This window comes from Paraburkholderia sp. BR13439 (genome assembly GCF_040948805.1).
Taxonomy (GTDB): Bacteria; Pseudomonadota; Gammaproteobacteria; order Burkholderiales; family Burkholderiaceae; genus Paraburkholderia; species Paraburkholderia youngii.
The window spans coordinates 79885-98151 of record NZ_JBFPKN010000021.1 but is presented as its reverse complement, the minus strand read 5'-3'; the positions used below and the strand labels follow the sequence as shown (position 1 = coordinate 98151).

The following is an 18267-nucleotide window of genomic DNA, read 5'->3' as shown; positions in this document are numbered from 1 at the left end:
GCAGTCGCCGTCATGCTTGCGCGAACAGGCGCACATCGCGTGCGTCCCAGTCGACGAGCGCCTGGGTACCGATCGCGATGCCGCTGTCGTGGCGATGCGCAGCCGGCATCCGAATCGAGATTTCCTGCTGCCACGGGGTCGCCACCGCGTAGTGCATCGCGTCGCCGAGATACGTGATATCGCGCACCGTCACGGGCAGGCCGCTCGTGCCGTTCCCCCCGCTTGCGGCTTGCAGCGCGCTGATGCGCATCTGCTCGGGGCGGATCATCAAGGTGCCGTCGTCGCCCGCGCTGAGCGCGGGACTGAAGGCGTCCGACGCGATCTCGTGACCGTTCGGAAACACGCCGTTCATGCGGCCGTCGCTATTCTTCGTGACCTTCACGGGCAAGAAATTCGAATTGCCGATGAAGCTCGCGACGAAGCGCGACGCCGGATTCGCATACAGTTCCTCGCCGGTGCCCACCTGCTCGATGCGGCCTTTGTTGAACACCGCGATGCGGTCGGACAGGCGCAGCGCTTCTTCCTGGTCGTGCGTGACGTAGAGGATCGTCACGCCGGTTTCCTGATGGATGCGGCGCAATTCGAGCTGGATTTCCTCGCGCAGCTTCTTGTCGAGCGCGGACAGCGGCTCGTCCATCAGCAGCACGGGCGGATCGTAGGCCAGCGCGCGTGCGATCGCCACGCGTTGCTGCTGCCCGCCCGACAGCTGCGCGGGCATCCGGTCGCGGCATTCGGACAGATGCACGAGCTTGAGCATCTTGTCGACCTTGGCCTTGATTTCGGCTTCGGGGCGGCGGCGCACGCGCAGCGGAAACGCCACGTTCTCGCCTACCGTCAGATGCGGGAACAGCGTATAGCGCTGAAACACCATGCCGATGTTGCGCTTGTTCGGCGCGACCGCCAGCAACGGCTTGCCGTCGAGCAGCACGCGGCCGTCGGTGGGCTCCTGGAAGCCCGCGACGATATACAGCGTCGTGCTCTTGCCCGAACCGGACGGTCCGAGAAACGTCATGAATTCGCCCTTGCGCACATCGAGGGAAACCTGGTCGATGGCGACGACGTCGTCGTAGGTCTTGCGCAGACGCTGGATTTGCAGGAATGCAGTCATGGCTTGTTTACCTCGCTGATTACGTCGATTAGCGCGCGCGGCGCAGCACGGCGCCCGCCAGCATCAATACGGTCGTCAATGCGACCAGCAGTGAAGACGCCGCCGCGACGACGGGCGTCAGGTCCTGCCGCAGCGTCGACCAGATACGCACGGGCAGCGTTTGCAATGTCGGGCTCGACATGAAGATCGACACCACGACTTCATCCCACGACGCGAGAAACGCGAAGATCGCGGCGGCGAACAGGCCGAGCCGGATCGCGGGAAGGGTCACGCGCAGCTTCACGGTGAGCGGCGACGCGCCGCAGATCAGCGCCGCGTCTTCGAGCGCCGTATCGAAGCTCACCAGCGAGTTGCTGATGGAGATGATCGAGAACGGCAGCGCGATGATCAGATGGCCGAGCACGAAGCCGGTCATCGTGCCGTTCAGGCCGATGCGCAGAAAGAACGCGTACAGCGCGACGGCCAGAACGACGACGGGCAGCACCATCGGTGTCAGGAAGAAGCCTTTCACCGCTTCGCGGCCGCGGAACTTGCCGCGCACCAGCGCAAGCGACGCAAGAAAACCGAGCAGCACCGAAAGCGCCATCACGATCACGGCCAGCTTCGCGCTCGTCAGCAGCGAGTCGATCCAGCCCGCGTCCGTGAAAAGCTGCCGATACCACTCCAGCGTCCACCCCGGCGGCGGAAAGATCAGCCACTGCGAATCGCCGAACGACAGCGCGACGATGAACAGGATCGGCAGCAGCAGAAACAGTGCGACGGCCGCGCCTATGGCCACCAGTGCCCAGCGAAGCCCGCCGAGACGATCGAAATCGAGCAACATGTCAGCGTCCTCCCTGAATGGCGCGCGCACTGCCGGTGAAGCGCAATTGCAACGCATAGAGCACGAGCGTCACGCTCAGCAGTACGAAAGCGGCAGCACCGGCGAGGCCCCAGTTCAGCAGTTCCTGCACGAGCTGCGCGATGAGTTCGGCGAGCATCATGTAAGACGGACCGCCAAGCAGCGCGGGCGTGACGAAGTAGCCGAGCGCCATCACGAACACCATCAGCGCGCCGGAGGCCACGCCCGGCATCGCGAGCGGCACGAGGATGCGCCAGAACGCCTGCCAGCGGCTCGCGCCGCAGACCGCGGCGGCACGCAGCGTCGACGGATCGATGCCGCGCAGCGTCGCGTGCAGCGGCATCACGAGGAACGGCAGCATGATGTACGTCATGCCGATCGTCACGCCGGTGAGGTTGTTCACGAGCGCGAGCGGCTCGTGAATCAGGCCGATCGCCATCAGCGCGCGGTTGATCGGACCCGTACCCTGCAACAGCACCATCCACGCGAAAGTCCGTGCGAGCAGGTTGGTCCACATCGACAGCAGCAGGATCGCGAATAGCACGGAGCTGAGCTTGCGCGGCGCGATCGCGAGCAGCCATGCCATCGGAAAGCCCACCAGCACCGTGACGACGGTCACGACCGTTGCGACGAGAAAGGTATTGCCGAAGACGCGCAGATATGTGGTCGAACCGACCAGTTGCTGATAGTTCTCCAGTCCCGGGGTCGGCTCGAGCACGCTGCGCAATAGCAGCGACAGCACCGGCAGCAGGAAGAAGATCAGCAGCAGCAGCATGGCCGGCGTCAGCAGCCAGATGCTGCGCCAGTCGCGCCGCTTGCGCGCGGCCGTCGCGGGTGGATGCGCGACGGTACTCATTACGTTGGGCATGATGTCTCCTGCTCGGTGTCTCTGTGCACGCCGGTTCATTGCGCGGCGCTCGGCTCTAACGTCGGTCCGTGCGGCTTATTTCGATTGCCACGCGTACCAGCGCTTCGCAATCGCGTCGCGGTTGTCGGCCCAGTACTTCATGTCGAGATTGATCTGCGAGTCCTTGTACTGGTCGGGCAGCGTCTTCGCCATCGCGGCCGGCATCAGCGCGGCCGACTTCACGTTGATCGGCGCGTAACCCGTCTCGGCGGCGAATTTCGCCTGCGCCTGCGGGCTCGTCGCGGCCGCCAGATACTTCATCGCTTCCGCGCGATGCTTGGCGCCCTTCGGAATCACCAGCATGTCGGCGGCGGTCAGGTTCTGGTTCCACGAAATGGCCACCGGCACACCGGTCTGCGCGAGCGCGTGCAAGCGCCCATTCCAGAACATGCCGATCGGCGCTTCACCCGACGCGAGCAGTTGCTGCGACTGCGCGCCGCCGCTCCACCAGACGATGTCGCTCTTGATCGTGTCGAGCTTCTTGAACGCGCGGTCGAGGTCGAGCGGATAGAGCTTGTTCGGCGGCACGCCATCGGCGAGCAGCGCGATTTCCAGCACGCCCGGCGCCGACCACTTGTAGAACGTGCGCTTGCCGGGGAATTTCTTCGTGTCGAACAGATCTGCCCACGTCTGCGGCTGCGCGCCCGTGTATTTCGACTTGTTGTAGCCGAGCACGAACGAGTAATAGAAGCTGCCCACCGCGTCCGGGGTCGCAAAGCGCGGGTCCAGTTCGTCCTTCTTCACGACCGAGTAGTCGATCGGCTCGATCAGGCCGGCCTTTTGCGCGGCGTACGCGAAGTCGCCTTCCACATCGACGACGTCCCAGCTTACGTTGCCGCTGTCGACCATCGCCTTCAGCTTGCCGTAGTCGGTCGGGCCATCCATCAACACGGTGATGCCGCTCGCCTGCGTGAACGGCTGCGCCCAATTCTTCTGTTGCGACGACTGCGTGGTGCCGCCCCAGCTGGTGAAGACGATCGGGTCTGCGGCGAGTGCGGGCGCTGCCGCGAGCGCCGTCGCGCAAGCAACGAACAACGGCGCGATAAACGGAATGCTTCTGCTGCTCATGTCTGTCTCCGGGATACGGTTGGGTGTTGCTTCGTCGGTCCGGCGGCGAGAAAACGCGCCGGCTTCGTCGTTGTGAGTTGTGAGTTGTGAGTTGTGAGTTGTGGGTTGCAGCGGTGCCGCGCTGTCAATGCGCGAGGCCGAGCGGCTGCACGGTGCCGGCTTCGCTATCGCCGACATAAATGCCGAACGCGTCCTGCCTGCGTTCGCGCTCATAGCGTTCGAGCATCGAGCGCACGGCGGCGTCGCTCACGTCGTCCCACGGAATCTGCGTCAGCGGCACGATGCGCACGCTGCTGTCGAGCCACGGCGAGCCGTTGGGAATCACGCGGCCGCGATAATAGATATGCACGCCGGGCTCCTTGCCGCTGCCGTCCTCGAACACTGCGAACAGGAAGTCGAGATGCACATGCAGGCCGAGCTTGGCGAGCACGCCGTGCAGGCTCGCGGGGTCGCTGGCCGGGTCGAGCTTGATGCCGGTTGGCAGCCCCAAGCCTTTGCCGGTGTCGACGAGCACCAGCCCGTCGCGGTGCTCGAGGATCGCGCCGACTTTCGCGCGCCCACCGGCCGCGGTCAGCGCGTCCTGCGACAGGCTGAAGTTCACGTATGCGCCGCGGCAGTAGCCTAGCGGCGACGAACTCGTTTGCACGAAGTCCACCACGCGACCGATCAGGATGATGTGATCGCCCGCATCGACCACTTGATGCGTCGTGCAGTCGAAGCTCGCGGCCGAGCCATCCATCACCGGCGCGCCCGTTTTGCGCGTGCTCCACGGCACTTGCGCGAACTTGTCCGCGGCCTTCGAAGCGAACACGCCGGACACATGCTTCTGGTCTTCGGCGAGCACGCTCACCGCGAAGCGGTGCGTGTCCGAGAACACCGCGTAGCTCGCCGCGGTCTTCGCGATGCACACGAGAATCAGCGGCGGATCGAGCGACACCGACGTGAACGAGTTCGCCGTGAAGCCGCGCGGCGAGCCGTCCGCCTGGACGGTCGTGACGACGGTCACGCCCGTCACGAATGCGCCGAGCGCGCGTCGAAAATCGACGATATCGAAAGCGGGTTGCGCGCGCGGGGCGTTGATCGACTCAGCCATGGCGTTCTCCGGTTGGTACTGCGGTAGTTGCTGCGGTAGTTGCTGCGGTCGTCGCGGGGTTCTTCCTTCGCAACGCCGATGCTTCGACGAGGAACGCGAGCAGGCTTGCGTTCACGCGCTCCGGGTCGGTGACGTTCATCATGTGGCGCGCGTTCGCGATCACTTCGGCGCGGCCTTGTGGTGCCGCCGCGGCCATCGCCCGCGACATCTGCGCGCTCGAATTCGGATCGCCCTCGCCCGTCAGAAATAGCGCGGGAACCGCGAGACTCGCGAGACGCCCGACATGCGCGTCGTCCGAGCAGGCGAACAGACGGTAGGTGCGCGCGTAGCCCACCGGATCGACAGCAAGCAGCAGCGCTCGCACCGCCCGCGCGGCCTGGGTCAGGTGTCCCGGAATGGGATCGCCGAACCAGCGCGACAGGGTTCCGTCCACCCCGGTGTCGGCACGCGCATCGCCGAGCGTGGCCGCGCGCGTCATCACCGCCTCGCGCTGTGCCGGTGTGCGGTCGTACACCGCGTTCAACGCGGCTACGCTGAGCGTGCGCTCGGGGTGGGTCAGCGCGAATTCCAGCGCGACCAGCGCGCCCATCGAATGCCCCACCACGTGCGCGCGCTCGATCCGCAGCGCGTCGAGCAGCGACGCGAGCTGCGCCGCATATTCGTCGAGCGAGGGCTCCGCGCTCGGCAGCACGCTGTCGCCGTGCCCCAGCATGTCGTAGACAACGACGCGAAACGATTCGGATAACGCATCGATCTGCGGCGCCCACACGCTCTGATTCATGCCTACGCCGTGGATCAGCACGACGGTTTCGGCGGCGGCGTCCGATTGCCGGGCGTACACGCTGTAGCAGGTGTCCGCGGTTCGGCCACGCTGACCATGCGAGATCACGCGCGTCGGCGACATATCGGGATTCATCGGACACGCTCCACTTCGCACATCATGGGGTTCTCCTTTCAGGCTTCGAGCCGCAGATCGATATCGATGAGATTATGGTATGCCATCTTATGGCCGACAACAATGCATGACGTATTATGGAATACCATGATATTGCGATGAAATACGCTGGCACGGTTTGATCAAACAGACATAAGAAAAGGCCGCCGGCAGATGCCGGCGGCCTTGATAGGGGGCGACTACGGACGGGCTTAGGCGTCGCCGGTCGCTTCGTTCTGCTCCGCAAGAACCGTCAAAGCCAGTTCCGACACCCGCTTGATATGCGCGAACGACGCTGCGGACGCCGCGTCACCGTCGCGCCGCTCGATCGCGTCGAGCAGCAGGTTCATTTCGCGGTTCGAGTCGCCGCCTCGGCCGGGAGTCGCGATGGTCAACGCGCGCAGGCGGTTGATGCGCGCATTCAGCGACGTGACGAGCGCCAGCGACACCTGTTTGTTGGCGGCTTCGAACAGCGTTTCGTAGAAGCGCTCGGTGTATTCGAGCACGCGCGGCAGATCGCGTTTCTCGAACGCGTCTTCGATGATTGCGCGGATCTCGCGCAGTTGCCGCACGACTTCAGGCGTGGCGCCCTCGGCGCAGGCCCGCGCGGCGTTCGCTTCGAGCAGCCCGCGCAACTCGTAGATCTCGCTGACCTGCGCGGGGTCGAGCCGCGCGACGATCGGACCTTGCCGCGCGACGATCTCGACCAAGCCTTCGGTCTCCAGATGCCGCAGCACCTCGCGCACGACGGTGCGGCTCACGCCAAGCTCGTCGCACAGCGTGCGTTCGACGAGGCGGGTGCCCGGCCGGAAATACCCCTGGACTATCGCGGCGCGCAGTTTGTCGAGCGTGAGTTCACGCAAGGTTTTGACATTGCGGTCGATTTTGAGGTCGTGCATAGGCGGCAGTGGGACGATGGACGAGGGCCCGCACCGAGGGCGCGGGCGTGGAATGCCATATTATGACTTATCTGACGTTCAGGCTTGCAGACGAGGGCGCAATCAGCCGCCCAGGCCCTCGACGATCGTGATCTGTGCCCGGCAATGTCCATCGCGCTTCTGTTTGGCGGCCTGATACTCGGGCGAGTGATAGCAGTCGAGCGCCGTTTGCATGTCCCTGAAGCGAATCACGACGTGCCGCTCGAACGATTCGCCTTCCAGCACCTCCGATGCGCCGCCGCGGGCGAGAAACACCGCGCCGTACTTGTTGAACGCCTGCGGTGCGAGGTCCGTGTAGCCCTTGTATTTCGCCGCATCGAGCACGGTTACGTGGGCGATCCAATATGCAGCCATATCTCCTCCTTCTTAAATCCAGAATGGTTTGCGCCATAGCTGCCGCTTCGTCACCGGACGCGGCTTCCACGGCGCCCCGGGTTAACACTCATGGCATGCCGTAACATGGTATACCACAATGACTCACACATCCAACCCACGCAGGAAGCCGCCATGAGCCTGATTCGCAAGTCCATCCTCCATGTCGAGACCGTCTTCGTCGACGGCGACAAGGTCGCCGCCAAGCCGCTGAAAATGATCGGCGCGGCCGCCGTGATCAAGAACCCGTGGGCAGGCCGCGGCTATGTGGAAGACCTGTCGCCGGAGATTCGTGCGCTCGCGCCGCAATTGAGCGAGCACCTGACCAGGCTGATCATCGACGAAGCCGGTTCGGGCGAAGCGGTCGAAGCGTTCGGCAAGAGCGCGATCGTCGGCCTTGCGGGCGAGATCGAGCATGCGTCCGCGCTGATCCACACGCTGCACTTCGGCAACACGTATCGCTCGGCCGTCGGCGCGAAGTCGTATCTGGCGTTCAACAACACGCGCGGCCCCGCCAACGCGCCGCTGCTGATCCCGATGATGGACAAGAACGACGAAGGCCGCCGTTCGCACTATTTGACGCTGCAGTTTGCGATTGCGGACGCGCCGGCCGCGGACGAACTCGTGATCGCGATTGGCGCCGCTACCGGTGGCCGTCCGCATCACCGCATTGGCGATCGCTACAAAGACCTCGCAGAGCTCGGAAATGACGTCAAGAACCCTGCAGCTGTCAAATAAGCGCGTCGCTCACTATCTGGAGCAGGGCAGCGGCGAACCGCTGGTCCTGATCCACGGCGTCGGCATGCAGGCGCTCGCGTGGTATCCGCAGATCGAAGGGCTGTCGTCCGAGTTCCGGGTGATCTCGGTCGATATGCCGGGCCACGGTCGAAGCGATCCGCTCGAGCCAGGCGCCGGCTTGCAACAGTTCGTCGAGTGGGCAGCGGCGAGAAGTACCAGCCCGACGCATCGGCAAGCTTCATCTATTCGGCCTACAACAACACCGAAACCCAATACCAGTACATCTCGTTCCTGTGCAGCGCGCCGGATGAACTCGCCGCTTCGGCTGACGCTTCGGGCGAATTCATCGGCCTCGACGACATCGACACGCAAGCGTTGCAGGACAGCGCCGTGGCCAGCATGCTGCACCGCTACCGCAAGGAAAGCCAGTTGAAGAGCTACGGGTTGTACTTCGGCGACCATAGCAACGGCACAGTCCGCCCGCTTCATTCCTGAAAGGTCACATCATGCGATTTTCCCTCTTCGTTCACATGGAGCGCGTCTCCGCACAGACCAGTCAGAAGCAGCTGTATGACGAAATGGTCGAGCTTTGCCAGATTGCCGATCGCGGCGGCATGCACGCCGTCTGGACCGGCGAGCACCACGGCATGGACTTCACGATCGCGCCGAATCCGTTCATCAATCTCGCGGACCTCGCCAACAAGACGAAGCACGTGAGGCTCGGCACCGGCACGGTGGTGGCGCCGTTCTGGCATCCGATCAAGCTCGCCGGCGAAGCCGCGATGACCGACATCATTTCGAACGGCCGCCTGGAGCTGGGCATCGCGCGCGGCGCGTATTCGTTCGAATACGAACGCCTGCATCCGGGGCTCGACGCGTGGGGCGCGGGTCAACGCATGCGCGAACTGATCCCGGCCGTGAAAAAGCTCTGGGAAGGCGATTACGCGCACGAAGGCGAATTCTGGAAATTCCCTTCCACGACGTCTTCGCCGCTGCCGCTGCAGCGCCCGCACCCGCCGATCTGGGTGGCCGCGCGCGACCCGAACAGCCACGAGTTCGCGGTGTCCAACGGTTGCAACGTGCAGGTGACGCCGCTGCATCTGGGCGACGAAGAGGTCGAGAAGCTGGTTGGCCACTTCAACGCCGCGTGCGAGAAGTTCAGCAGCCTGCCGCGCCCGCAGATCATGCTGCTGCGTCACACGTATGTCGCGAGCAGCGAAAACGACGCGCAGATCGCGGCCGACGAAGTGAACACCTTCTACAACTACTTCGGTGCATGGTTCAAGAACGAGCGGCCGGTGAGCCGCGGCATGATCAAGACGCTGAGCCCGGAAGAGATCGCTGCTCATCCGTTCTACACGCCCGCGGCGATGCGCAAGAACAACGTGATCGGCACGCCCGAGGAAGTGATTGCGCGCCTGAGGGCATACGAGGCGCTCGGCTTCGACGAGTACTCGTTCTGGATCGATACGGGCATGAGCTTCGAGCGCAAGAAGGCTTCGCTCGAACGCATGATCAACGACGTGATGCCTGCATTCCGGTAAGGGGCCGACGCCATGGATTCGCATTTTCAGCTGTATATCGACGGACAGTTCGAACCCGGCGCCGCCACGTTCGCGAGCGTCAACCCGGCCACCGGCAAAGCGTGGGCGCAAATGCCCGAAGCGCGCACGGAGCAGGTCAACCGCGCGGTCGAGGCGGCCAGCCGCGCGCTCACCGATTCCGCGTGGGCCGGCCTCACCGCGTCGGCGCGCGGCAAGCTGCTCTACAAGCTGGCCGGGCTCGTCGAACAGGCTGCGCCGCGACTCGCTGAAATTGAAACGAACGACACCGGCAAGATCATTCGCGAGACGTCCAGCCAGATCGCTTACGTCGCCGAGTACTACCGCTACTACGCCGGCATCGCCGACAAGCTCGAAGGGAGCAGCATTCCCGTCGACAAGCCGGACATGCAGGTTTGGCTCGAACGGCAGCCGGTCGGCGTGGTCGCCGCGATCGTGCCGTGGAATAGCCAGTTGTTCCTATCCGCCGTCAAGCTCGGGCCGGCGCTCGCCGCAGGTTGCACGGTCGTGCTCAAGGCGTCCGAGGAAGCCCCAGGACCGCTGCTCGAATTCGCGAAGCTCGTGCACGAGGCCGGCTTCCCGCCGGGCGTCGTCAACGTGATTACCGGCTTCGGGCCGGAATGCGGCGCCGTGCTCAGCAGCCATCCGAAGGTCGACAAGGTTGCCTTCACGGGCGGCCCGGAAACTGCGCGGCACATCGTGTCGAACACCTCGAACAATCTCGCGAAGGTGTCGCTGGAACTGGGCGGCAAGTCGCCCTTCATCGTGTTCGCCGATACCGATATCCAGAGCGCCGTGAACGCGCAGGTCGCGGCCATCTTCGCGGCAAGCGGCCAAAGCTGCGTGGCGGGCTCGCGGCTGCTGATCGAAGCCTCCGTGAAAGAGCGGTTTCTCGCCCTGCTGGTGGAGCGCGTGTCGCGCATACGCGTGGGTTCGCCCAACGAGATGACGACCGAATACGGGCCGCTTTGCACCGAGAGGCAACTGCGCAACATCGAGAAGGTCGTCGCGAACTCGGTGCGCCAGGGCGCCAGGGTGCTCGCCGGCGGCAAGAGGCTGGAGCGCGACGGCTACTACTATGCGCCGACGATTCTCGACTGCACCGGCGTGAGCGACGCCGACAGCATTACGACGGAGCTGTTCGGGCCGGTGCTTTCGGTGGATACGTTCACCACCGAGCAGGAAGCGATCGACAAGGCGAACAGCACCGCCTACGGTCTCGCCGCGGGCATTTTCACCACCAGCCTGACTCGCGCGCATCGCGTGTCGAAGCGCGTGCGCTCGGGGATCGTCTGGATCAACACCTATCGCGCGGTGTCTCCGCTGGTGCCATTCGGCGGCTTCGGCCTGTCCGGTCACGGCCGCGAAGGCGGCATGGCCGCGGCGCTCGAATACACGACGACGAAGTCGGTATGGCTGCGCACCTCGGACGAGCCGATCAGCGATCCGTTCGTGATGCGCTGAGTCCAGCGCGCGGTCCATTCCCCGCTGCACCGTTTCAAAGACGTAGAGGGCAACGCCATGTCACGTCCATCGAACGTGGCATGGCGCACGCCTGTGCGACAAAGATGGAGACACTAGGAAAAACCCGTCGAACCACAACAGCGTTCTGACCATTGTCACGCAGGCGAGCTTTCGGTGTTCAGCTTCGACACCGCCCCCGTCTGCTCGTCGTAGCGGTAGCCTTGTTTCTCGAGGTGAGCGGTGATCGTTTCGACGATCACTTGCTGCTGGATCTCCTTGCGCAGCAATTCATGCTCCGGCTCGACCCGACCGAGTTCAGCGGAAAGCCGGCGGCTCAAGGTCGCTTCGCCCGCGCCGCGGGCAAGGACGACCATCATTTTTTCATTCGCCTGAGTCAGCTGCTGCTTCAGTGCGTTCGAGTAGTCGGACCATTTCCTGACGGTCTCCCGCGCCTCGGCAATCGCTGCGGCATGCGCTTGCGCGTCGCGCGACATCTGCGCCTTCAATGCCTCGAGTTCCTGCGAGTCGCCCCCCGCCGGCGACGCCGATTCCGCGTCCTCGGCCTTCTCGCTCGCGGCCGCCGCGCTTTCGGCCAGTTCGGCCGCGCGCTGCTGCTCCGCGTCGGCACGCTGCTGCGCTTCGGACAAGCTGGCCGACAACCTCGCGATTTCGGAAGCGTCCGCATCGCGCTCGTCGCTCAGGCTGGCGATTTGCGTCTGGGCATTCTGCAACTCGAGCGCGGCGGCATCCCGTTCGGCCTGCGCGCCCTCGACCTCTTCGCGTCGGGCCGCATGCGCTTCCTGCTCGGCCTGCAGTTGCGCGCGAATCGCTTCGAGCTCGCTCTGAAGACGAGCGACCGCTTCGGCATGCTCCGCTTCCAGCGCCGCGCGCTCTGCTTCGCCGGCCGGCCTTTCGACTACCGACTCAGCCGACTCGCTCGCCGCCGCGCCCTCGCCCGCGGCATCGCTCTCGTCGCCCGCAATCGCTCCACGCTGCGCGGCCTGTTCCGCGCGCTCCAGTTCCGCTTCCAGGTGCGAAACGCGGTCGGCAAGCTCCTGCGCGCGCTTCTCGGCCGCGTCGGTGCGTTGCACCGCGAGCGCGATGTCCTCTTCCAGCCCGGCCACGGCATCGACCTTCTCGTCGTAGGCGCTGGTCATCTTGTCCAGCTGGACCTGCAGCGCATCGAGTTCCTGGACGGTGGTTTGCAGTTCGGCGAGCGCTTCGTCGCGCTCGTTGCTGGCATCCTCGACACGCTGGCGCATCGCGGCGAGGCGTCGCGCCACTGAGCGTTCCGCTTCGTCCTGCGCCGACGTCCACAGCCGGTCGAGCGCTTCGCGCATGGTGTCCGTCACGGTTTCCGGCAAGGCAGGACGTTCGACGACCTGCGGCACCCGCGCGGCGCGCGTTTCGCGCCATTTGCGCAATGCCGCGGACACCGCGACCACCGAACCGCTATGGACTTCGGACCAGATGGCGACGGGAGACACCTTCTGGCCCTCGTCGGCCATCCGGTTTGCGATTTCAGCTACGAGTTCGTCCGTGATCGTAATGTTGCTTGACATGTCTGCCTCGACAAAGTGCACGTGGTGACGAATACCGTTTCGTCGTCCGGGAGGCAGCCGCGTGCTGGGACTCGCCTCGTATAGCCACCAATTGTCGGCTACCTGGCTGGCGGCCAATCGGTCGAAAAGCCGAGGTTACGGGGAGGTATTCACGGGATTGGGGCGTGGCCCTGCGGCGTCCGATCCGCGTGATACGACGAGCGCACGAGCGGCCCCGCCACTACTTCGACGAACCCCATCTTCAAACCTTCATCGCGCAGCATGTCGAAAGTCGCAGGCGGCACATATCGCCGTACCGGCATGTGATACCGCGACGGCGCGAGATACTGACCGATCGTCAGCACGTCGACGTTGTGCGCGCGCAGATCGCGCATCGTGGCGAGCAGTTCGCTGTCGGTCTCGCCGAGGCCGACCATCAGGCCGGATTTGGTCAACGCCGCCGCGTTCTGGCGTTTCGCTCGCGACAGCAGTTCGAGCGAGCCGCGATAGTCCGCGCCTGCCCGCGCCGCCCGATACAGCGACGGCACCGTCTCGATGTTGTGGTTGAAGACGTCCGGCCACGCGCCGGACAGCGCATCGAGCGCGTGCTCGATTCGCCCGCGAAAATCCGGCGTCAGGATTTCGACGCGAATGCCCGGCACGCGCTCGCGCACCAGCGCGATACAGCGCGCGAAGTGCGCGGCGCCGCCGTCGCGCAGATCGTCGCGGTCCACCGATGTAATCACCACGTAGCGCAGCCCCAGCGCCGCGACGGCGTCGGCGAGCCGCGCGGGCTCGTCCTCGTCGAGCGCTTGCGGCCGGCCATGCGCGACGTCGCAGAACGCGCAGCGCCGCGTGCAGATCCCTCCCATGATCATGAATGTCGCGGTGCGCTGCGCGAAGCACTCGCCGATGTTCGGACACATCGCCTCCTCGCAGACCGAATGCAACTTGTGCTCGCGCAGCACCGCCGCCATGCCCGCGACGGTTTCGCTCATCATCGGCCGAGCATGCAGCCAGGGCGGCTTCGGCAAGACGGCCGCATGGTCCGCCGGCACGATCTTCACCGGAATGCGGGCGAGCTTGTCGCGATTGCGCTTGCCATGCTGGCCAAGCGCCGTGACGCTGTCGGTATGAGAAGCGGCGCCCATCGCGGTTATCCGAAGAACTCGTTGAGCAGGCGGTTCACGTCCGATGCAGCCTCCATCTGCACCATGTGCCCCTTGCCGTCGATCACGTGCACGCGCACCTGAGCGGGCAGCCCCTGTGCGTGCGCGGCCGGAATGATCTGGTCCTGCGCCCCCCAGATCACCAGCGTGCGCGGCGCGAGCGTGTCGAGCCGGTCGCGATAGACGCGGCTTTGCACCCCGCCTTCGAACGCAGACGCGGCAATCTTGCGCAACGCGTCGTTCACGCCTTCGAGCCGCTTGTACTTCACAATGTCTTCGACCAGTTGCCGCGTGACCAGCGACCCGTCGGCGAACAGCTTCACCAGATGCGGCTTCAGCGTGTTGCGGCTGGTGCCCGCGACGAAGCCTTCGATGTACTCGCGGTTGATCTCGTCGCCGAGCCCCGCGCCCGCGATCAAGGCCAGCGACGCGACCCGTTCGGGCGCCTTCGCGGCGACCGTCAGCGACACCGCGCTGCCCATCGAATGGCCGACCAGATGCGCGCGCTCGATACCCCGGTCATCGAGAAACGCGATCACGCTGTCCGCCAGTTCGTCGAGGCTGCCCGTGTCGACCGCCTTGCCCGACTCGCCGTGCCCTGGCAAATCGAGCGCCCACACCGCGCGGTGCGCGGCGAGATCCGCATGGTTGAAGAGCCAGTTGTTCAGATCGCCGCCGAAGCCGTGGATCAGCACGGCGGGCGTGCCGCCGTCGCCGATCTTCAGGTAACGCACGGTGCGCCCGCCGATCTGCGCTTTTTCCGGCTGCGGCCCCGCGTCCGCGGCATCCGCGGTGGCCGGCACGAAGTCGCGCTGGAACGCCTCGACGGCTGCATCGATGTCGGCATCGGACGTCTCGGCGTCCGCGACGACGCCGAGCAGCGCGCCGATCGGCAGCGTGTCGCCCTGCTGCGCGATCTGCCGGCGCAATGTGCCGTCGAAAGCGCACTCGACGCCCGACGATATCTTGTCGGTCTCGACGTCGAGTATCTCGTCGCCCTTCGCGACTTTTTCGCCGACCTCCTTCAGCCAGCCGTTGACCTGCCCCTGCTCCATCGACAGCCCCCACTTGGGCATCGTGATCATGTGAATCGGCATTGCTCAGCTCCTTACTTTCCGCACGGCCGCGGCGATGTTCTCCGCCGACGGGATATACATGTCTTCGAGCACGCCTGCGAAAGGCGCGGGCGTATGCGGCGCGGTCACGAGTTCGATCGGCCCCTTCAGCGAATGGAACGCGCGCTGCGCGACCAGCGCGGCGATATCGGTCGCGATCGAGCAGCGCGGATTCGACTCGTCGACCACGACGACGCGTCCGGTGCGCTCAGCGCTTTCCAATATCGTTTCCTCGTCGAGCGGCGAGGTCGTGCGCAAATCGATCACCTCGGCCTGGATGCCCTCTTTCGCGAGCGTTTCGGCGGCGTCGGTCGCGTGGTGAACCATCCGGCCATACGTGACGATCGTCGCATCGTCGCCTTCGCGCACCACGTTCGCTTCGCCGAACGGAATCGCATACGACTCTTCCGGCACGTCGCCCTCGCGGCCATACAGCAGCTTGTGCTCGCAGAAGATGACCGGATCGTTGTCGCGGATCGCCTCGATCAGCAAACCCTTCGCGTCGTACGGCGTCGACGGGCACACCACTTTCAGGCCGGGTATGTGGGTGAACAACGACGTCAGCATCTGCGAGTGCTGCGCGGCCGCGCGCAGGCCAGCGCCCTGCATCGTGCGAATCACGACCGGCGTCACTGCCTTGCCGCCGAACATATAGCGAAACTTGGCGGCCTGATTGAAGATCTGGTCGAAGCACACGCCCATGAAATCGATGAACATCAGTTCGGCCACCGGACGCAGGCCGCATGCGGCCGCGCCGACCGCCGCGCCGATGAAGCCGCCTTCCGATAGCGGCGTGTCGAGTACCCGCCCCGGATACTTGTGAAAAAGCCCTTTCGTCACACCGAGCACACCGCCCCATGCATCCTGCTCGCCTGGGGACCCGGCGCCGCCCGCGTTGTCCTCGCCCATCACGATGACGGTTTCATCGCGAGCCATCTCCTGGCTCAGCGCTTCGTTGATCGCCTGAGAAAACGTGATCTTCCGTGCCATGACTGTCTCCTGATTGAATGGTTCGCGCTGTAATTACGGATAGGACACGTAGACGTCTGTCAGCAGGTCGGCAGCCGTCGGCAGAGGCGCGGCCTTCGCTTCCGTCACCGCACCGTCGATCAACTGCTTCACTGTCGCATCGATGCCGCGCAGTTCGTCTGCGCTGAGCATTTCGGCCCGCACCACGCGCTCCTCGAAGCGCTTCAGGCAGTCTTTTTCGTCGCGCAGCTTCTGCACTTCGCCGGGCGCGCGATACGTTTGCGCATCGCCTTCGAAGTGCCCGAAATAGCGCGACAACTTCATTTCGACGAGCGTCGGGCCACCGCCGCCGCGCGCCCGCTCGATCGCGGCGCCGAGCGCCTCGTGCACCGCGAAGAAATCGAAGCCGTCGACGATCACGCCGGGCATCCCAAAGCCGCTCGCGCGGTCGGCGATGTTGTCGGCCGCGACCGACCATGTCGACGAGGTCGCCTCCGCATAGCCGTTGTTCTCCGCAACGAAAATCGCCGGCAGGCGCCAGACGGAAGCGAGATTCATCGATTCGAAGATCACGCCCTGGTTCGACGCCCCGTCGCCGAAGAAGCACACGCCGACGCCGCCGGTTTTCTTTAGCTTCGCGGCGAGCGCGGCGCCGCACACGAGCGGGCCGCCCGCGCCGACGATCCCATTGGCGCCGAGCATCCCTTTCGACAGATCGGCGATATGCATCGAGCCGCCTTTGCCACGGCACACGCCGGTGCTGCGGCCGTAGATTTCGGCCATCATGCCGCGCACGTCCACACCCTTCGCGATGCAGTGGCCATGACCACGGTGCGTGGTCGCGACATAGTCCGCATCGTTCAGATGCATCATCGTGCCGACCGCCGACGCCTCCTCGCCGGCATACAGATGCACGAAGCCGGGTATCTCGCCGGTCGCGAATTCGACGTGCAGACGCTCCTCGAACTCGCGGATCGTGCGCATCATCCGGTACGCTTCCAGCAGCTTTTCCTTGCTCAACTGCGTCGAAACAGACATGGTGTGTCTCCTGGGAATGATCTCGATGGTCACTGCTACTTCAGCCGGTTTTGCTTCCAGCGTTGGCTTCCTCCTGAGTTGATTAGCTCCGACGTGTCGCCGCTTCGCGCATCAACTGCCGCGACGCGCAAAAGCGCAGCGTGCGGCCGACATCGACCGTGAGCGGTCCCGCCCAGTCGAGCGCGATCTCGTAGCGGTCGTCGCGTTCGAGCTCGATCTCGCGCTCGCCGTCGAAGGCGAGCGTCCCTCGTTCGGTATGCAGCGGCGTCCAGCAACCCGCTTCGAAACGCTCGCAGGTGCGCATCGTCACCTGATCGACACGGCCCGGCGCAAGCGGCGCGAAGATCGGCACGCCGGATTCGCCCGCACGCGCGAACGTCAGATGCAGCCCGTAGGGCGCGCCGCGCTCGACCGGCGCCCACGCGCCGCCGATCGACGACAGGCCGATGCCATCCGGCGCCGCGAACGTCAGAAACAGCGCTTCGAGATCCGCCGGCTCGCAGACCGCCCGCGCGCCGACGAACCGCTGCCGGCTCACGCACACATCGACCAGCGCGATTTCCTCGCGCCCCTTGTTGGGGCCCGCGACGCAGCGGACCACGAGACGCTTGTTGCGCGTCAGCGCGACCTCGGGCGGCACGAGCCCGGAAGCGGCGAGCGCGCCCGCGAGGCCCGCCACCGTTGCTTCGCGAAGTTCTGGAAACGCGTTGTTGGTCCCCGTCGACAGCGTCAGCAGCGGCACGTCGCCGCAATGCGCGGCCACCGCGCGATGCGTGCCGTCGCCGCCGAGCACCGCGATCAAGTCGACACCCAAGCCGACCATTCGCGCGACACCCGCGTGAGTGTCCGCCGCGCTGTCCGTGATCGGCAGTTCGAGGAATTCGACCTTCGGCCAGGGCTGCGGCTCGGCCACGGCTGCATGGGTTTCGAGCGCACGCAGCACCAAGGCGGCGACCCCGGTGCGGTCGCGCAAGGTCAGCACGCGAGCGACGCCGAACATGCCGAGGCCCGCGAGAAGGCGCACGACCATGTTCGCTTTCTCGGCGGTCGGAAACACCGAAGCGTGCGTGGTGAGGCGTCGAATATCACGGCCCGATGCCGGGTTCGCGATCACGCCGACGGTGATGGGCGATAACACTGGCTTGTCTCCGGTGCGCGAGTTGCGAAGCCGACTTGCTGGGGTGAAGCGCGCTTGCTGTCGCGTTTGCTTTCGTCTGCCAGCGATACTGCAAAGGTCGGGCCAGTTGCTTGCGCGCCGTGCGCACGCGCCGGAAGCGTTGTATTCAAAGGGCAGACGCGGGGCCCGCGTTCACGGCCGCTTTCATCCGACCTGCGCCGCGCAGTTCACTGTGTCTCACGAGCGCGCTTCGCGACGAGGCGCGAGGCTCGACACACGCCGCGACGCTTGCG

Annotated in this window: 19 protein-coding genes; 4 read left to right on the top strand and 15 right to left on the bottom strand. The window is 65.2% G+C overall.

What is annotated here, in order from left to right; translation table 11 throughout:
• Window positions 1–10: 10 nt before the first annotated feature.
• The 8 genes from AB3X96_RS32460 to AB3X96_RS32425 all read right to left on the bottom strand — a co-directional run bounded on the left by AB3X96_RS32460 (window position 11) and on the right by AB3X96_RS32425 (window position 7243).
• Window positions 11–1108 carry an ABC transporter ATP-binding protein gene (locus tag AB3X96_RS32460; RefSeq protein ID WP_368592860.1) on the bottom strand — a complete coding sequence of 366 codons (1098 nt, stop codon included), beginning with the start codon at window positions 1106–1108 and terminating at the stop codon, window positions 11–13.
• Window positions 1109–1136: 28 nt separating this feature from the next.
• Window positions 1137–1931: an ABC transporter permease gene (locus AB3X96_RS32455; protein WP_176111870.1), complete on the bottom strand. Its 795-nt coding sequence runs from the start codon at window positions 1929–1931 to the stop codon at window positions 1137–1139.
• A gap of 1 nt (window position 1932) precedes the next feature.
• The gene (locus AB3X96_RS32450; RefSeq protein WP_176111869.1) at window positions 1933–2817 is read right to left on the bottom strand and encodes an ABC transporter permease; all 885 of its coding nucleotides are present in this window, start codon (window positions 2815–2817) and stop codon (window positions 1933–1935) included.
• A 75-nt stretch (window positions 2818–2892) separates the two neighbouring features.
• On the bottom strand, window positions 2893–3924 hold the full coding sequence (locus AB3X96_RS32445; RefSeq protein WP_176111868.1) for an ABC transporter substrate-binding protein: 1032 nt from the start codon (window positions 3922–3924) through the stop codon (window positions 2893–2895).
• A gap of 124 nt (window positions 3925–4048) precedes the next feature.
• Window positions 4049–5017 (bottom strand): flavin reductase, encoded by a 969-nt coding sequence (locus AB3X96_RS32440; protein WP_368592859.1) that lies wholly within the window; start codon window positions 5015–5017, stop codon window positions 4049–4051.
• The gene (locus AB3X96_RS32435; RefSeq protein WP_368592858.1) at window positions 5010–5933 is read right to left on the bottom strand and encodes an alpha/beta fold hydrolase; all 924 of its coding nucleotides are present in this window, start codon (window positions 5931–5933) and stop codon (window positions 5010–5012) included. Before AB3X96_RS32435 ends, AB3X96_RS32440 begins: the two co-directional genes overlap by 8 nt.
• 230 nt (window positions 5934–6163) lie before the next feature.
• Window positions 6164–6850, bottom strand: a complete 687-nt coding sequence (locus tag AB3X96_RS32430) for a GntR family transcriptional regulator (protein WP_368592857.1) — start codon at window positions 6848–6850, stop codon at window positions 6164–6166.
• 102 nt (window positions 6851–6952) lie between these two features.
• The gene (locus AB3X96_RS32425) at window positions 6953–7243 is read right to left on the bottom strand and encodes a DUF1330 domain-containing protein (protein WP_176125498.1); all 291 of its coding nucleotides are present in this window, start codon (window positions 7241–7243) and stop codon (window positions 6953–6955) included.
• Window positions 7244–7396: 153 nt separating this feature from the next.
• On the opposite strand from AB3X96_RS32425, the gene AB3X96_RS32420 reads away from it, so the two are divergent.
• Window positions 7397–7999, top strand: coding sequence for an amino acid synthesis family protein (locus AB3X96_RS32420; RefSeq protein WP_176125497.1), 603 nt, complete (start codon window positions 7397–7399; stop codon window positions 7997–7999).
• Here the strand turns inward: AB3X96_RS32420 and AB3X96_RS32415 are convergent.
• A complete protein-coding gene (locus AB3X96_RS32415) occupies window positions 7992–8183 on the bottom strand; it encodes a hypothetical protein (RefSeq protein ID WP_368592908.1) in 192 nt (63 codons plus the stop codon). The two genes, AB3X96_RS32420 and AB3X96_RS32415, sit on opposite strands and share 8 nt — an antisense overlap.
• Between AB3X96_RS32415 and AB3X96_RS32410 the strand changes: the two genes are divergently transcribed.
• The 3 genes from AB3X96_RS32410 to AB3X96_RS32400 all read left to right on the top strand — a co-directional run bounded on the left by AB3X96_RS32410 (window position 8091) and on the right by AB3X96_RS32400 (window position 11025).
• The gene (locus tag AB3X96_RS32410; protein ID WP_368592904.1) at window positions 8091–8432 is read left to right on the top strand and encodes an alpha/beta fold hydrolase; all 342 of its coding nucleotides are present in this window, start codon (window positions 8091–8093) and stop codon (window positions 8430–8432) included. The two genes, AB3X96_RS32415 and AB3X96_RS32410, sit on opposite strands and share 93 nt — an antisense overlap.
• Window positions 8433–8505: 73 nt before the next feature.
• Complete coding sequence (locus tag AB3X96_RS32405) at window positions 8506–9543, top strand: LLM class flavin-dependent oxidoreductase (RefSeq protein ID WP_368592856.1); 1038 nt, start codon at window positions 8506–8508, stop codon at window positions 9541–9543.
• A 12-nt stretch (window positions 9544–9555) separates the two neighbouring features.
• Window positions 9556–11025 (top strand): aldehyde dehydrogenase, encoded by a 1470-nt coding sequence (locus AB3X96_RS32400; RefSeq protein ID WP_368592855.1) that lies wholly within the window; start codon window positions 9556–9558, stop codon window positions 11023–11025.
• Window positions 11026–11180: 155 nt separating this feature from the next.
• Here AB3X96_RS32400 and AB3X96_RS32395 read toward each other — a convergent pair whose 3' ends face one another.
• The 6 genes from AB3X96_RS32395 to AB3X96_RS32370 form a co-directional block, all read right to left on the bottom strand.
• Window positions 11181–12587, bottom strand: coding sequence for a DNA-binding protein (locus AB3X96_RS32395; protein ID WP_368592854.1), 1407 nt, complete (start codon window positions 12585–12587; stop codon window positions 11181–11183).
• A 149-nt stretch (window positions 12588–12736) separates the two neighbouring features.
• Window positions 12737–13717 carry a lipoyl synthase gene (gene lipA / locus AB3X96_RS32390; protein WP_368592853.1) on the bottom strand — a complete coding sequence of 327 codons (981 nt, stop codon included), beginning with the start codon at window positions 13715–13717 and terminating at the stop codon, window positions 12737–12739.
• A 5-nt stretch (window positions 13718–13722) separates the two neighbouring features.
• The gene (locus tag AB3X96_RS32385) at window positions 13723–14832 is read right to left on the bottom strand and encodes an acetoin dehydrogenase dihydrolipoyllysine-residue acetyltransferase subunit (RefSeq protein ID WP_368592852.1); all 1110 of its coding nucleotides are present in this window, start codon (window positions 14830–14832) and stop codon (window positions 13723–13725) included.
• Window positions 14833–14835: 3 nt separating this feature from the next.
• Window positions 14836–15840 carry an alpha-ketoacid dehydrogenase subunit beta gene (locus AB3X96_RS32380; protein WP_368592851.1) on the bottom strand — a complete coding sequence of 335 codons (1005 nt, stop codon included), beginning with the start codon at window positions 15838–15840 and terminating at the stop codon, window positions 14836–14838.
• A gap of 33 nt (window positions 15841–15873) precedes the next feature.
• Window positions 15874–16857 carry a thiamine pyrophosphate-dependent dehydrogenase E1 component subunit alpha gene (locus AB3X96_RS32375; RefSeq protein ID WP_176111856.1) on the bottom strand — a complete coding sequence of 328 codons (984 nt, stop codon included), beginning with the start codon at window positions 16855–16857 and terminating at the stop codon, window positions 15874–15876.
• 82 nt (window positions 16858–16939) lie between these two features.
• Window positions 16940–17995: an ATP-NAD kinase family protein gene (locus AB3X96_RS32370; RefSeq protein ID WP_368592850.1), complete on the bottom strand. Its 1056-nt coding sequence runs from the start codon at window positions 17993–17995 to the stop codon at window positions 16940–16942.
• Window positions 17996–18267: the final 272 nt, after the last annotated feature.

Bases quoted from the DNA above. Each gene is read 5' to 3' on its own strand.
- AB3X96_RS32460 (WP_368592860.1), bottom strand. From the start codon at position 1,108: ATGACTGCATTCCTGCAAATCCAGCGTCTGCGCAAGACCTACGACGAC.
- AB3X96_RS32455 (WP_176111870.1), bottom strand. From the start codon at position 1,931: ATGTTGCTCGATTTCGATCGTCTCGGCGGGCTTCGCTGGGCACTGGTG.
- AB3X96_RS32450 (WP_176111869.1), bottom strand. From the start codon at position 2,817: ATGCCCAACGTAATGAGTACCGTCGCGCATCCACCCGCGACGGCCGCG.
- AB3X96_RS32445 (WP_176111868.1), bottom strand. From the start codon at position 3,924: ATGAGCAGCAGAAGCATTCCGTTTATCGCGCCGTTGTTCGTTGCTTGC.
- AB3X96_RS32440 (WP_368592859.1), bottom strand. From the start codon at position 5,017: ATGGCTGAGTCGATCAACGCCCCGCGCGCGCAACCCGCTTTCGATATC.
- AB3X96_RS32435 (WP_368592858.1), bottom strand. From the start codon at position 5,933: ATGAATCCCGATATGTCGCCGACGCGCGTGATCTCGCATGGTCAGCGT.
- AB3X96_RS32430 (WP_368592857.1), bottom strand. From the start codon at position 6,850: ATGCACGACCTCAAAATCGACCGCAATGTCAAAACCTTGCGTGAACTC.
- AB3X96_RS32425 (WP_176125498.1), bottom strand. From the start codon at position 7,243: ATGGCTGCATATTGGATCGCCCACGTAACCGTGCTCGATGCGGCGAAA.
- AB3X96_RS32420 (WP_176125497.1), top strand. From the start codon at position 7,397: ATGAGCCTGATTCGCAAGTCCATCCTCCATGTCGAGACCGTCTTCGTC.
- AB3X96_RS32405 (WP_368592856.1), top strand. From the start codon at position 8,506: ATGCGATTTTCCCTCTTCGTTCACATGGAGCGCGTCTCCGCACAGACC.
- AB3X96_RS32400 (WP_368592855.1), top strand. From the start codon at position 9,556: ATGGATTCGCATTTTCAGCTGTATATCGACGGACAGTTCGAACCCGGC.
- AB3X96_RS32395 (WP_368592854.1), bottom strand. From the start codon at position 12,587: ATGTCAAGCAACATTACGATCACGGACGAACTCGTAGCTGAAATCGCA.
- lipA (WP_368592853.1), bottom strand. From the start codon at position 13,717: ATGGGCGCCGCTTCTCATACCGACAGCGTCACGGCGCTTGGCCAGCAT.
- AB3X96_RS32385 (WP_368592852.1), bottom strand. From the start codon at position 14,832: ATGCCGATTCACATGATCACGATGCCCAAGTGGGGGCTGTCGATGGAG.
- AB3X96_RS32380 (WP_368592851.1), bottom strand. From the start codon at position 15,840: ATGGCACGGAAGATCACGTTTTCTCAGGCGATCAACGAAGCGCTGAGC.
- AB3X96_RS32375 (WP_176111856.1), bottom strand. From the start codon at position 16,857: ATGTCTGTTTCGACGCAGTTGAGCAAGGAAAAGCTGCTGGAAGCGTAC.